Origin of the sequence: Jiangella rhizosphaerae (genome assembly GCF_003579925.1) — a bacterium.
Classification (GTDB): Bacteria; Actinomycetota; Actinomycetes; order Jiangellales; family Jiangellaceae; genus Jiangella; species Jiangella rhizosphaerae.
The window spans coordinates 1-12,240 of the sequence record NZ_QUAL01000101.1; the positions used below are offsets into that span (position 1 = coordinate 1).

A 12,240-nucleotide genomic window follows, 5' to 3' on the forward strand; every position below is an offset into this window, starting at 1 on the left:
GCCCACGTAGCCGGCCTCGGTCAGCGCGGTGGCGTCGGCGATGGCGAACGGCACGTTCAGCATCTTCGCCAGCGTCTGCGCCAAATAGGTCTTGCCGCACCCCGTCGGGCCGATGAGCAGAATGTTCGACTTCGACAGCTCGACGGCGTCGTCCTTGCCGTGGCCGCGGGCGGCCGCGGACTGGCGCGCCTGGACCCGCTTGTAGTGGTTGTAGACGGCGACGGACAGCGCCTTCTTGGCGACGTCCTGGCCGATGACGTACTGCTCGAGGAACTCGTAGATCTCGCGCGGCTTCGGCAGCTCGGAGAGCCCGCCGGCCTCGGCGGTCTCGCTGAGCTCCTCTTCGATGATCTCGTTGCAGAGGTCGATGCACTCGTCGCAGATGTAGACCCCGGGGCCTGCGATGAGCTTCTTGACCTGCTTCTGGCTCTTACCGCAGAACGAGCACTTGAGCAGGTGGTCAGCGTCGCCGATGCGTGCCACGCGGTACGTCCTTCCGTCTACAGCTGCGATCTCGGCCGTGCGGCCGAGGATCCACGGACCGAGCCGTTGGTACGGGGCCCTCGTCGCGGATCGACGTCGTGCGTATCGCCGGCCCTCGCGAGCCCTGCGTTGCCTTCGACGGTACAACGTCCGGCGGGCAAACGGGCACCCGGAGAGCCGATCGGGCCCGGCGCGTCGCCGCCGGGCCCGATCTGTGCGAGGTCAGCCGACCAGGCTGGCCTTGCGCGAGGCGGTGAAGTTGTCCACCAGGCCGTAGTCGATGGCCTCCTGGGTGGTCAGGATCTTGTCGCGCTCGATGTCCTGACGCACCTGCTCGAGGCTGCGGCCGGAGTGGTCGGAGAGCATCTTCTCCAGCAGCGCCCGCATCCGCAGGATCTCGTTCGCCTGGATCTCGATGTCGCTGGCCTGGCCGTAGGTGCCCTCGGTGTAGGGCTGGTGGATGAGGATGCGCGCGTTCGGCACCGCCAGCCGCTTGCCGGGGGCGCCGGCCGCGAGCAGCACGGCCGCCGCGGACGCCGCCTGACCCATGCACACCGTCCGGACGTCCGGCTTGATGAACTGCATCGTGTCGTAGATGGTCGTCATCGCCGTGAACGAGCCGCCGGGCGAGTTGATGTAGATCTCGATGTCGCGGTCGGGCTCCATCGACTCCAGGCAGATCAGCTGCGCCATGACGGCGTTGGCGACGTCGTCGGTGATGGGGGTGCCGAGGAAGATGATGCGCTCCTCGAACAGCTTGCCGTACGGGTCGATCCGCCGGAAGCCGTAGGACGTGCGCTCCTCCCACTGCGGGATGTAGTAGTTCACTGGGTCTCCTCTGTCGGGGTGGTCGCTCGTGGTGTCGTGGACGGCGTCAGGCCGTGCCGCCGCCCTGGGAGACCTGCGAGGCGCTCTCGACCACGTGGTCGACGAAGCCGTACTCGAGCGCCTCCTGCGGCGTGAAATAGCGGTCGCGGTCGGAGTCGGCCTCGATGCGCTCGACCGGCTGGCCGGTGTGGTGCGCGATCAGCTCGGCCATCTCGCGCTTGGTGCGCAGCATCGCCTCGGCCTGGATGCGGATGTCGCTGGCCGAGCCGCCCATGCCGCCGGACGGCTGGTGCATGAGGATGCGGGCGTGCGGGAGCGCGTACCGCTTGCCGGGCGCGCCGGCGCAGAGCAGGAACTGGCCCATGGAGGCCGCGAAGCCCATCGCCACCGTGACGACGTCGGGCTTCACGTACTGCATGGTGTCGTAGATGGCCATGCCGGCCGACACCGAGCCGCCGGGCGAGTTGATGTAGAGGTTGATGTCGCGGTCGGGGTCCTCGGCCGCCAGCAGCAGCAGCTGCGCGCAGATGGCGTTGGCGTTCTCGTCGCGGACCTCGGAGCCGAGGAAGATGATGCGCTCTCGCAGCAGGCGGTTGTAGATGTGGTCGTCCAGACCACCGCCGATGCTGGGCGCCGGGGTGTGGGCCTGAATGAGGGACGGGCCCGACGTCTCGGGGCGTGTGCTCACCGTGATCTCCTTGGGGCTACTTCTGGTCGTCGAGACCGTATGAGACTTCTTGGTTCTTCGTGGTGCCAACGACACTAACCACAAAGGGCGCGGCGACCATCCGCCGCATGGCCGGTGTTCGCTGACGGCGTGCGCGGCGGGCCGATATGGTGCGCAAACGCGATCAGGTGACCAGCCGTGGGCATGGTCACCTGATCTGCCTGGTCGTGCTGTGGGGCTCGGGCCGTCAGGCCTTCTTCTCGTCGGCCTCGTCGGTGGCGGCCTCGTCGGCGGCCTCGGCGTCGGTGTCAGCCGTCGCCTCGGCGTCGGCCGGCGCCTCGTCCGTCGCGTTCTCGTCCAGCTCGGCGAACTCGAACGAGCCGTCGACCGCCGGAGCGGCGACGCCCTCGACCTCGCCCGGGTCGGCGAGAGTGCCGTCCTCGCGCAGCCGGTTCAGCTCGACGGCGTTGCCGGAGGCGTCGGTGACCTTGGCCTTCTCGACGGCGAGCGCCAGCGCCTTGCCGCGCGCGACGTCGGCGACGACCGCCGGCAGGTTGCCCTGGTCGACCAGCTGCTGGGCGAGCTGGTTCGGGTCGATCCGCGAGCGCATGGCCTGCTGGATGATGTAGGAGCTGAGCTCGTCCTGCGAGACCTCGATGCTCTCGGCCTTCACCAGCTCGTCGAGGACGAACTGCTGCTTGAGGTTGTCGCGCAGCTGCTTCTCGAACTCCGCCCGGTGGTCGTCGTCGCCGTGGCCGTCGGCCAGGTGGTCCTCGACCTGCTGGGCGATGAGCTCCTCGGGCAGCGGGACGTCGCCGGCGTTCGCGATGACCTGCTCGAGCACCTTGTCGCGGGCCGACATGGCCTGCTCGATGCGCTTGCTGTTCAGCGCCTGCTGCCGGATGTCGTCGCGCAGCTCGTCGAGGGTGTCGAACTCGCTGGCGAGCTGGGCGAACTCGTCGTCGAGATCGGGCAGCTGCTGCTCCTTGACGGCGTTGACCGTCACCTCGACGTCGACCTCTTCGCCCTCGTGCGTGCCGACCAGCGTCGTCCGGAACGTCTTCGACTCGCCCGCCGACAGCCCGACCAGGGCCTCGTCCAGCCCTTCGACCATGCCGCCGCGGCCGATCTGGTACGACACGCCGCTGGCCTGGCCGCCCTCGACCGGCTCGCCGTCGTTGGTGGCGTTGAGGTCGATCTGCACGAAGTCGCCGTCGGCGGCCGCCCGCTCGACCGTCACCAGCGTGCCGAAGCGCGCCCGCAGCACGTCGAGCCGCTCGTTGATGTCGTCGTCGCCCACCGCGATGTCGTCGACCTGGACCTCCAGGCCCTCCCACTCCGGCAGCTCGATCTTCGGCTTGACCGTCACCTCGGCGGTGAACTTGAGGTCCTCGCCCTCACCGAACTGCGGCTGGTCGATGTCGGGCTGCGCCAGCGGCGTCAGCTCGTTCTCGCGCATCGCGTTCTGGTAGATCTGCGGGATCGCCTCGTTGACGGCCTCCTCCAGCACCACCGGCCGGCCGATGCGCTGGTCGATGACCATCGGCGGCACCTTGCCCTTGCGGAACCCCGGCACCGTCACCTGGGCGGCGATCCGCTTGTAGGCGGACTGGATGTTCGACTCAAGCTCGGCGAAGGGAACCTCGACCGCGAGCCGGACCCTGGTCGGGTTGAGGGTCTCGACGACGCTCTTCACGCTGACGTGTCTCCTGTGTGGGATGGTGTGCGGGCACGAACGCAACGGCTCTTGCTGTGCGGTGTTGCGTACGCGGGCTGGTCGGGGCGACAGGACTCGAACCTGCGATCTCCTGCTCCCAAAGCAGGCGCGCTAGCCACTACGCTACGCCCCGGGTGCCCGGACAAGTCTAGGCCAGATCACAGGGTACTCTGTCCCACGGGCCTCCTGGCCCAGCGCGGGTGTAGCTCAATGGCAGAGCCCCAGCCTTCCAAGCTGGTCATGCGGGTTCGATTCCCGTCACCCGCTCCACGATGAAGAACATCTACGTCGTCACCCATCCTGAGGCCACCCACCATGTCGACGGCCTGGTCGGCGGGTGGTTCGACTCCGATCTCACCGCTCGCGGTGCCGCTCACGCCGAAGCGATCGCAGGCGCCCTGGCGGACCGGCTGGGCGCCGCCGCCGTCGAGGTGCGCTCGTCCGATCTGCTCCGTGCCCGGCGCGCCGCGGACGTCATCGCCCGGAGGCTCGGCGTGAACCTGACGATCGACCCCGACCTGCGGGAGAAGTCCTACGGCGAGGCGGGCGGCCGGCCGCAGGCGTGGCTGGACGAACGCTTCGTCCCACCGCCGGAGGTCGGCGACCGCCTGTGCCAACGACGAGGGCGTAGCGGGCGCCGAGACCCGGATGGACCTCGCCGTACGGGCCTACGCCGCGATGAAGCGCGTCCAGGACTCCGCCGCCGCGAACCACGTGCTCGTGACGCACGGCGGCACCGCCACGTTCCTCCTGGCGGCGTGGATCGGCATGCCCATCGACGCCGCCGGCCGGATCCACTTCCGGTTCGCCTCCGGCGGCATCAGCCTGCTGCGCAAGGACGACCGCTACCACTCCCACGAGATCACTCAGCTCAACGACACCAGCCACCTCCAGTAGCCGACGGCGTCCGTTCACCTTCGGGTGCGAGGATGCGGCGGTGACGCTGACCACCGCGCCCAACCTGCAGATCGCCGAGCACTCGTGCCCCGACTGCGCCCGCCCGTTCCGGCGCGTCACCGGCTTCGTCCACCGCGACGGCGCGCCCTAGGCCGTCTTCTACGCCAGCTGCCTCCACCACGACGGCAACGACGTGTTGCTCGACGCGGTGTTCGGCACGTGGGAGCGCGACGACCACAGCGACCACGTCACGTTCGGCTGCCGCATCGGGCCGGTGCCCGGCCGGCCCGGCCCGGCCGTCCAGCTGGTGCCCGCGGCCTCCTCCTTCGACGCCGCGGCGCTGTTCGGCCGCAAGCTGTCGCGCGAGGAGGCCGAGCGCCACCCCCGCCTCGACGAGTTCCGCGAGGTCGTCAAGCACGTGCTGAGCACCAACACCGTCGTGGCTCAGCACATCGCCACCCAGCCGCGCACCTGACCCGACCACGCGTGCATGACGCCGATCGCGACGTGATGTCCCGGCCGACGGCTACGGTGACGCCATGACCAGCGAGGCGGGCCCACACCGTGATCTCCGTGCTGCGATCGACGACCACGTCCGGGATTTCCGGCCGATCGTACGTGCGGGAATCTCCAGGTTGTCCAAGGAGACGTGGGGCAGCGGCCGGGGCGTCTGGGACACGGAGAGCGAGCAGCGAACGCTCACCGTCGACGCCGTCTCCGTGACCGAGGAGGAGGCCGACGGGCACGTTTCGATCGCATTGGGTCTCGACGACGGCGACACCATCGTCGTGAGGCGTCGCCGCTACCTCCTCGACGGCCGTCCCGTCATGGCCGCGACGTCGTCCTTCCCGGCCGCGATCGCCCGCGATACGCCCATCGCCCGCGACGAGACCGGCCCGGGCGGCGTCTACGCCCGCCTGGCCGAGCTCGGGCACGAGCCCGTGCACTTCCGCGAGGACGTCCGTGCCCGGATGTCCCGTGCCGACGACGCCGAACTGCTGGACGTGGACGGCGGAGCTCCGCTGTTCACGGTCGTCCGCACCGCCTTCACCGCGGACGGTCGCGCCGTGGAGGTGAACGAGATGACCCTCGACGCGACCGCCTACGTGCTGAGGTACGAGTTCGACGCCTGAGTCAGGCGACGACCGCCTTCGACGGAGCGTGGGCGACGACGTCGGCGGCGGTCTCGTCCGGGGTCTGCTCCGCGCTGTCGAGCCACCAGCCGGTCCCGCCGAGCGACCGCGCCATCTCGTGGGCGAGGCCGCTGTAGTCGTAGTGGACCTGCTCCTCCACGGCCCGTGCGGCGTTGCGTCGCCGGCAGACCTCCAGTGACGGGGCCAGGACGACGAACATGACGGGGAGTGGCGCGAGCCACGCCACCATGGAGTCGAGCACGTCCCGGTTCGGCACCACGTGGTCGATGACGGGCAGGAACCCGGCGGCGGCGAAGTTGCCGGCCAGCGAGCACAGGTTCCGGGCCCGGAGCAGCAGCTGACGCTGCGACTCGTCGCGCGGCTCGCCGATGACGCTGACCCGCCCGTTCGCGATGAAGTCGGCCATGACGTCGCCGTCGAGGCGTGCGGAGCGGGTGTAGTGAGCGGCCACCAACCGCGTCACGGTGGTCTTGCCGGCGCCCGGCAGCCCGGTGACGACGAGCGCGCCAGGCGGCGGATCGAGCAGGGACGAGGTCATCGCCGCCCATGCTGCCTCCCCGGCCTCAGCATCGCACCCGAATTTCGACGGACCGAAGGCCTCCCTTGACATGCAGCCGAACGGCTGCCTAATCTCGTGAAGGAAAGGCAGCCAAATGGCTGCTAATCTCCGGATGAGGACACCGCGATGGACGACGACGTGTTCAGGGCGCTGGCCGACCCCAGCCGACGGGCACTGCTGGACAGCCTGAACGGCGACAACGGCCAGACGCTGCGCCAGTTGTGCGCGGGTCTGGACATGGCCCGTCAGTCGGTCAGCAAGCACCTCGCCGTCCTCGAAGCGGCCGGTCTGGTGACCACCGAGAAGCGCGGCCGCGAGAAGCACCACTTCCTCAACGCCGAGCCGATCAACGCGATCGCCGACCGCTGGATCAGCCGGTACCACCGCGGGCGCGTCCAGGCGCTCGCCGACCTCAAGACGGCGTTGGAGGCCGATCCCGTGAGCGACACCGAGTTCACCTACACCACCTACATCCGCACGACCCCGGAGAAGCTGTGGCAGGCGCTGACCGACCCCGCCTTCACCAGCCGCTACTGGGGCGCCACGTTCGACACCGACTGGCAGGCCGGCTCGCCGATGGTCTGGCACGAGGCCGGCGCGACGATCGCCGACGACGAGCAGCGGGTGCTCGAGGCCGACCCCTACCGGCGGCTCTCCTACACCTGGCACACGTTCACGCCGGAGTTCGCCGCCGCGCACGGACTCGATCCCGACAAGGTCGCGGCCTCGGCGAAGGAGCAGCGGTCCAAGGTCACCTTCGACCTCGAGCAGCAGGGCGAGCTGGTGCGCCTCACCGTGATCCACGACGGCTTCCAGCCGGGCAGCCAGGTGCTGCAGGACGTCAGCGGCGGCTGGCCGGCGCTGATCGCCAGCCTCAAGACGCTGCTGGAGACCGGCGAGCCGCTCCCTGCCGGGACCTGACCGCCGTGGCGTGCGCCACGCTGAGGGCGCTCGTTCTTGTGTTCCGGCGCCGCGGCGAGCACGATGTGCCCCGATGACCGAAGTGATGACGGAACCGAAGCACGTCAGCATCGTGCACCTGAACGAGGCGGCCCTGACGGCGCTCGCCGCCGGCGATCTCGTCGCGGCCAACCAGGAGTCGCCGGTCGAGCTGACGCCGTACTGCGCGGGGCCGCACTGGAGCAGCGTGTGGCGCATGCGCAGCGAGCAGGTCGCCACCGACCCCGCGAGCGCCTCCTGGATCACCGGCATCGTCTGGGACGAGGAACGCAAGGTGGCCGTGGGGCGCGCGGGGTTCCACGGCCCGCCCGACCGGGAGGGCCGGGTCGAGGTCGGCTACGCCATCGACCCCGCCCACCGCCGCCGGGGGTACGCCCGGGCCGCACTGGAGCTCATGCTCGACCGCGCCGCCCACGACCCACAGGTGCGCGTCGTCCGCGCCACCGTCAGCCCCACCAACCTCGTGTCGCGCAACCTCGTGCAGCAGTACGGGTTCGTCGAGGTCGGCGAGCAGTGGGACGACGAGGACGGCCTCGAGACGATCTACGAGCTCACAAGCACGTCGTAGCGGGCGCCCGAGACCCTGTCGGTGGCCGTCCGTAGGCTGCGATCATGCCCATGCAGCTGATCAACCCGCCCGGTCTCCCCCAGGCGCCGACGTACTCGCAGGTCGTCGTCGCCACGGGCTCGCGCCAGGTCATCGTCGCCGGTCAGGTGCCGTGCGACGCCGGCGGCGCCCTGGTGGGTGCCGGCGACCTCGCCGCGCAGACCGAGCAGGCGCTGCGCAACGTCGCGACGGCGCTCGCGGCGGCCGGCGCCTCGTTCGCCGACGTCGTCCGGCTCGGCATCTACGTCGCCGGCTACGACGAGCACAGCCTCGAGCAGGTCCGCGCCGGCGTGGTCGCCGCCTCCGACGTCGCGGTGCGGCCCGACGGCCCGCCGGCGGCCACGCTGGTCGGGGTCGCTGCGCTGGCCTTCCCGGGTCAGCTGATCGAGATCGAGGCGACCGCTGTGCTGCCGTGATCGACACCGGAGGGGCGGCTCCCAAGGGCCGCCCGGGGGGTGATGCGATCCGGCGTGTTGACGCTGGTGTCAACAGTTGGCATCAGCGTCAACATGCCGACATCAACCCAGCGGGCCGTGCGGGCTCGCGGCCGATCCGCGCGGCGAGCTGCGGCAACACCTACGATGTGCCGCAGAGGCCGGTGCAGCCCGCCGCTTGCGCACCTTCCGCGACGCCAAGACCATGGCGAAGACGCTCCGCACCGAACTCGCCGAGCGCCGCGGCGTCGAGCTCACGCACAGCGAGTGCCTCGAGATCGTCGCCCGGCAGTTCGGCGTCACCGACTGGAACGTCCTGGCCGCGAAGACGGCCGAGCTGAGCAGCATCGACGGCGACGGGTCGGCCGGGGCATGGGGCGCCCGCGCCTCGACCATCCCCGTCCTGCGCATCTTCTCCGTCGAGAAGGCGCGCGAGTTCTACGTCGACTTCCTCGGCTTCGCCCTCGACTTCGGCGGGCCCAGCAGCGGCGGCGACTCCCCGTTCTACGGGCAGGTCTCCCGCGGCCGCACCACGCTGCACCTCACCGAGGCGAGCTATGACCCCTACCCCGGCGCGACGGTGTTCGTCTGGCTCGACGGCGTGCACGACCTGCACCATGAGCTGAACGAGCGCCGTCAGACGGTGACGGTGTGGAGCCCCGCGGTGTGGGCGCCGGCGCCCGAGGAGGCATCGTTCGGCACGGTCATGACCATCGCCGACCCGTTTGGGAACACCCTGCGGTTCACCGAGCCGTCCGACCCGAAGGCGCGGGCGGCGCTGCCGCGCTGGTCACCTGCGAGCAGCAGAGGCTGACGGAGCCGGCGCGGCGGCAAGGCGACCGGCCGGCGTCAGTGCAGCGGGATGACGTGGTCGCCGAAATCGGCGACCAGACGGAGCCGGCCGCCCAGCGCCGTGACGTACGAGTCGATGGTCGAGACCTCGGTGCGCAGGAGTTCCGCCGACTCGATGTCGGAGACCCGCCGCTGCCCGACGCCCATGATCTCGGCGATCTGCGCCTGGGTGCGGTGCTGGGCGCGGCGGATCTCGGCGAGTCGGTAGGCCGCGATCTCCGCCTCGAGGGAACGCCGCGCCGCTTCTCTCCGCTCCGGTGTGGTGGAGCGCCTCGCCTGGGAATCCTCCCAGCGCACCCACTTCGGCTCACTCTCCATCGTCGCCCTCCTTCCCTGCGTGGTCGGCCAGCCACTCGTCGTATCTGCGATCGGCCAATGGCACGGCGGTCCGATACCACCGCGACCATTGGCCGGCCGAGTCCCGGCCCTTTCGCCGCCAGGTGTCCGATCGCTGCCGTGATCCGATCGCGGTCATGCTCGTCGAGGGCGAGTAACCAATCATCGGCCTCGACGAGGAGGTAGACCTCCCATGCCACAACTGCGCCTCCGTAGAGTACCAGGGTTCTAGAACTCCTGCACTCTGACGCGGGGCATAAGCCCGGAAGTTTGCCCGCTAGTGCCGCGAAGCCGCCGAAGCGGTTGCCCGTTCACCCATGGTTACGATGCGATATGGCCGACATCGACGCCGGGGAGTTCGAGCGGCGGCTGCGCGAGCACCGGTCCGACGAGGAGCGGCGCAAGTTCCAGCGCTACTTCAAGGACGGCGGCGACGAGTTCATCGGCGTGCGCATGGGGACGGTGTTCGCGCTCGCCAAGGAGTTCATCGACCTGCCGCCGGCCGAGCTCGAGCGGCTGCTGGAGTCCGACGTCCACGAGCTGCGGGCCGGCGCGCTGAGCGTCATGGACAAGCAGGCCCGCCGCAAGCGCACCCCGCCCGACCGGCGCCGCGAGCTGTACGAGCTCTACCTGCGCCGGCACGACCGCATCGACAACTGGGACCTGGTCGACCTCGCGGCACCGTACGTCGTCGGCGGGTACCTGGCGGACAAGCCGCGCGACGTGCTGTACGAGCTGGCGAGGTCGGCGAACCGGTGGGAGCGGCGGACGGCGATCACCGCGACGGCGTACTTCATCAGGGACGGCGACGTCGCCGACACGTTCGCCATCGCCGAGCTGCTGCTGGACGACCCGGAGGACCTCGTCCACAAGGCGACCGGCGGCTGGCTGCGCGCGGCCGGCGACAAGGACCCCGACCGGCTGCGGGCGTTCCTCGACGAGCACGCCGCGGCGATGCCGCGTGTCATGCTCCGTTACGCCGTCGAGCACCTCGATCCGGCGCAGCGCGAGCACTACCGGGCGCTGCGCTAGCGGCGGCGCATGGTCGCGCGCATCGCCCGCGGCGACGCCACTACGGCCGTTAGGACCAGGACTGGCCGGTGATGCGCTCGTACATCTCGATGTAGACGGCGCGGGTCCTCTCGACCACGTCCTCGGGAATGGCCGGTCCGGGCGGGGTCTTGTCCCAGGTGCCGAGGTCCTGCGCCCAGTCCCGCACGACCTGCTTGTCGTAGGAGACCTGGCGACGGCCGGGCTCCCACTGCGACGCCAGCCAGAAGCGGGAGGAGTCGGGCGTGATGACCTCGTCGGCCAGGACGAGGGTGCCGTCGGGCGCCAGGCCGAACTCGACCTTGGTGTCGACGAGCAGGATGCCGCGCTGCTCCATGACCTCCGCCGCCCGCCGGTACAGCGTGAGCGTCGTGTCGCGCAGCCGCTCCGCCAGCGGGTCGCCGACCGCCGCCACGACCTCGTCGTACGTCATCGGCTCGTCGTGACCCAGCTCCGGCGGCGTCTTGGTGGTCGGCGTGAAGACCGGCTCCGGCAGCCGCGACCCTTCCAGCAGCCCGTCGGGCAGCGCCACCCCGGACACCGTCCCGGACTCCTGGTAGGACGTCCAGCCGGAGCCGGCGAGGTAGCCGCGGGCGACGCACTCCACCGGGACGATCTCGACCTGACGGCAGCGGATGGCCCGGCCGCGCCACTCGTCCGGCACGTCGTCGGCGGAGATGACGTGGTTCGGGACGACGTCGGCGAGCTGGTCGAACCACCAGAGCGAGAGCGCCGTCAGCACCTTCCCCTTGTCGGGGATCGGCGTCGGCAGCACGACGTCGTAGACCGAGACGCGGTCGGACGCCACGAGGATCACCTCGCCCGGCCGGTCGGAGTAGACGTCGCGGACCTTGCCCTTGTGAAGTAGCTGCACGGCGCCGTTCTAGCACAGCCGGGAACCCGCGCAGCCCGCGCGGTGTAGGAAGGGCAGGACGACGACAACGAGGACCGAACCCATCGCCGACGAGACCGAGCAGGCCGCCATCGCCCGCGTGCGCGCCGGGGACGCCGACGCGTACGCCGTCCTCGTGCGCCGGCACGCCGCCGACGCACGCCGGCTCGCGGTCGTGGCGGGCGCCGGGCCGGACGCCGACGACGTCGTCCAGGTCGCGTTCGTCAAGGCCTACCGGACCATCGGCACGTTCCGCGACGGCGCGCCGTTCCGGCCGTGGCTGCTGCGGATCGTGCTCAACGAGGCCCGCAACGCCACCCGGGCGGACCGCCGGTACCGCGCAGCGGCGGACCGGTCGTTCGTCCTCGATGCCGCGACGGCGGCGGCCGTCGTCGACGACCCCGCGGCGACGGCGCTGACGGCTGAGCGGCGGGCGGAGCTGCTGGACGCGCTCCGCGCGCTCCCCGAGCCGCAGCGGCGGGTCGTCGCGTGCCGGTACCTGCTCGACCTGGACGAGGAGGAGACGGCGACGGTGCTCGGCTGGCCGCGCGGCACGGTGAAGTCGCGGCTGCACCGGGCGCTGCGCCGGCTGCGGACCCAGCTGGCGCCCGTCGAGGCCCAGGAGGTGGACCATGGATGACGCCCTGGATCGTGAGCTGCGCGCCCTCGGCCGCTCGCTCACCAGCGCGATCGACGACGACGCGCCCGCGCCGGCCGCCGTCGCGACCGCGGTGCTCGACCGGCTGCCGACGGCTCCGGAGCCGGCGCCGGCGCGGTGGACGCCGGTCCGCCGCCGGCTGGCCG

General features: G+C 70.8%; 15 protein-coding genes, 2 tRNA genes and 1 pseudogene. 10 read left to right on the forward strand and 8 right to left on the reverse strand.

Features of this window, described 5'->3' with window-relative positions; all coding sequences use genetic code 11:
• From DY240_RS10965 to DY240_RS10985, 5 genes are all read right to left on the reverse strand, one after another.
• Positions 1-483: ClpX C4-type zinc finger protein (locus DY240_RS10965; RefSeq protein WP_119659953.1), on the reverse strand; the 483-nt coding region annotated here is incomplete at its 3' end.
• A gap of 222 nt (positions 484-705) precedes the next feature.
• Entirely contained in the window at positions 706-1,311 is a 606-nt protein-coding gene (locus tag DY240_RS10970) for an ATP-dependent Clp protease proteolytic subunit (protein ID WP_119659941.1), read from the reverse strand.
• Positions 1,312-1,357: 46 nt separating this feature from the next.
• Complete coding sequence (locus DY240_RS10975) at positions 1,358-1,963, reverse strand: ATP-dependent Clp protease proteolytic subunit (RefSeq protein ID WP_199701306.1); 606 nt, start codon at positions 1,961-1,963, stop codon at positions 1,358-1,360.
• 262 nt (positions 1,964-2,225) lie between these two features.
• Complete coding sequence (gene tig / locus DY240_RS10980; protein WP_119659942.1) at positions 2,226-3,674, reverse strand: trigger factor; 1,449 nt, start codon at positions 3,672-3,674, stop codon at positions 2,226-2,228.
• A 78-nt stretch (positions 3,675-3,752) separates the two neighbouring features.
• Positions 3,753-3,828: transfer RNA gene (locus tag DY240_RS10985), tRNA-Pro, on the reverse strand.
• A 63-nt stretch (positions 3,829-3,891) separates the two neighbouring features.
• Between DY240_RS10985 and DY240_RS10990 the strand changes: the two genes are divergently transcribed.
• The 4 genes and pseudogenes from DY240_RS10990 (at position 3,892) to DY240_RS11005 (ending at position 5,725) form a co-directional block, all read left to right on the forward strand.
• Positions 3,892-3,965: transfer RNA gene (locus DY240_RS10990), tRNA-Gly, on the forward strand.
• 2 nt (positions 3,966-3,967) lie between these two features.
• Positions 3,968-4,592: pseudogene (locus DY240_RS34060) on the forward strand (histidine phosphatase family protein).
• Between the two features lie 193 nt (positions 4,593-4,785).
• The gene (locus DY240_RS11000) at positions 4,786-5,067 is read left to right on the forward strand and encodes a hypothetical protein (protein ID WP_119659943.1); all 282 of its coding nucleotides are present in this window, start codon (positions 4,786-4,788) and stop codon (positions 5,065-5,067) included.
• Positions 5,068-5,227: 160 nt separating this feature from the next.
• Positions 5,228-5,725 (forward strand): GntR family transcriptional regulator, encoded by a 498-nt coding sequence (locus DY240_RS11005; RefSeq protein ID WP_158602816.1) that lies wholly within the window; start codon positions 5,228-5,230, stop codon positions 5,723-5,725.
• Between the two features lies 1 nt (position 5,726).
• Here the strand turns inward: DY240_RS11005 and DY240_RS11010 are convergent, their stop codons facing one another.
• Complete coding sequence (locus DY240_RS11010) at positions 5,727-6,284, reverse strand: AAA family ATPase (protein ID WP_119659945.1); 558 nt, start codon at positions 6,282-6,284, stop codon at positions 5,727-5,729.
• A gap of 147 nt (positions 6,285-6,431) precedes the next feature.
• Here DY240_RS11010 and DY240_RS11015 point away from each other — a divergent pair, with 147 nt between their 5' ends.
• From DY240_RS11015 to DY240_RS11030, 4 genes are all read left to right on the forward strand, one after another.
• On the forward strand, positions 6,432-7,226 hold the full coding sequence (locus tag DY240_RS11015) for an ArsR/SmtB family transcription factor (protein WP_119659946.1): 795 nt from the start codon (positions 6,432-6,434) through the stop codon (positions 7,224-7,226).
• A gap of 85 nt (positions 7,227-7,311) precedes the next feature.
• Positions 7,312-7,833, forward strand: a complete 522-nt coding sequence (locus DY240_RS11020; protein ID WP_119659955.1) for a GNAT family N-acetyltransferase — start codon at positions 7,312-7,314, stop codon at positions 7,831-7,833.
• 44 nt (positions 7,834-7,877) lie between these two features.
• A complete protein-coding gene (locus tag DY240_RS11025; protein WP_119659947.1) occupies positions 7,878-8,288 on the forward strand; it encodes a RidA family protein in 411 nt (136 codons plus the stop codon).
• Positions 8,289-8,484: 196 nt separating this feature from the next.
• Positions 8,485-9,120, forward strand: a complete 636-nt coding sequence (locus DY240_RS11030; RefSeq protein ID WP_119659948.1) for a glyoxalase superfamily protein — start codon at positions 8,485-8,487, stop codon at positions 9,118-9,120.
• A gap of 35 nt (positions 9,121-9,155) precedes the next feature.
• Here DY240_RS11030 and DY240_RS11035 read toward each other — a convergent pair whose 3' ends face one another.
• Positions 9,156-9,476 carry a helix-turn-helix domain-containing protein gene (locus DY240_RS11035; protein ID WP_119659949.1) on the reverse strand — a complete coding sequence of 107 codons (321 nt, stop codon included), beginning with the start codon at positions 9,474-9,476 and terminating at the stop codon, positions 9,156-9,158.
• A gap of 351 nt (positions 9,477-9,827) precedes the next feature.
• On the opposite strand from DY240_RS11035, the gene DY240_RS11045 reads away from it, so the two are divergent.
• The gene (locus DY240_RS11045; protein WP_119659950.1) at positions 9,828-10,526 is read left to right on the forward strand and encodes a DNA alkylation repair protein; all 699 of its coding nucleotides are present in this window, start codon (positions 9,828-9,830) and stop codon (positions 10,524-10,526) included.
• A gap of 49 nt (positions 10,527-10,575) precedes the next feature.
• On the opposite strand, the gene DY240_RS11050 is transcribed toward DY240_RS11045, so the two are convergent.
• A complete protein-coding gene (locus DY240_RS11050; protein WP_119659951.1) occupies positions 10,576-11,418 on the reverse strand; it encodes a phosphoribosylaminoimidazolesuccinocarboxamide synthase in 843 nt (280 codons plus the stop codon).
• Between the two features lie 118 nt (positions 11,419-11,536).
• On the opposite strand from DY240_RS11050, the gene DY240_RS11055 reads away from it, so the two are divergent.
• Positions 11,537-12,076, forward strand: a complete 540-nt coding sequence (locus DY240_RS11055) for an RNA polymerase sigma factor (protein ID WP_199701304.1) — start codon at positions 11,537-11,539, stop codon at positions 12,074-12,076.
• Positions 12,077-12,240: the final 164 nt, after the last annotated feature.

What these genes read in the sequence shown, in the direction of transcription:
- DY240_RS11025 (WP_119659947.1), top strand. Translation starts at nt 7,878, where the DNA reads ATGCCCATGCAGCTGATCAACCCGCCCGGTCTCCCCCAGGCGCCGACG.
- DY240_RS11015 (WP_119659946.1), top strand. Translation starts at nt 6,432, where the DNA reads ATGGACGACGACGTGTTCAGGGCGCTGGCCGACCCCAGCCGACGGGCA.
- DY240_RS11045 (WP_119659950.1), top strand. Translation starts at nt 9,828, where the DNA reads ATGGCCGACATCGACGCCGGGGAGTTCGAGCGGCGGCTGCGCGAGCAC.
- DY240_RS11020 (WP_119659955.1), top strand. Translation starts at nt 7,312, where the DNA reads ATGACGGAACCGAAGCACGTCAGCATCGTGCACCTGAACGAGGCGGCC.
- DY240_RS11035 (WP_119659949.1), bottom strand. Translation starts at nt 9,476, where the DNA reads ATGGAGAGTGAGCCGAAGTGGGTGCGCTGGGAGGATTCCCAGGCGAGG.
- DY240_RS11010 (WP_119659945.1), bottom strand. Translation starts at nt 6,284, where the DNA reads ATGACCTCGTCCCTGCTCGATCCGCCGCCTGGCGCGCTCGTCGTCACC.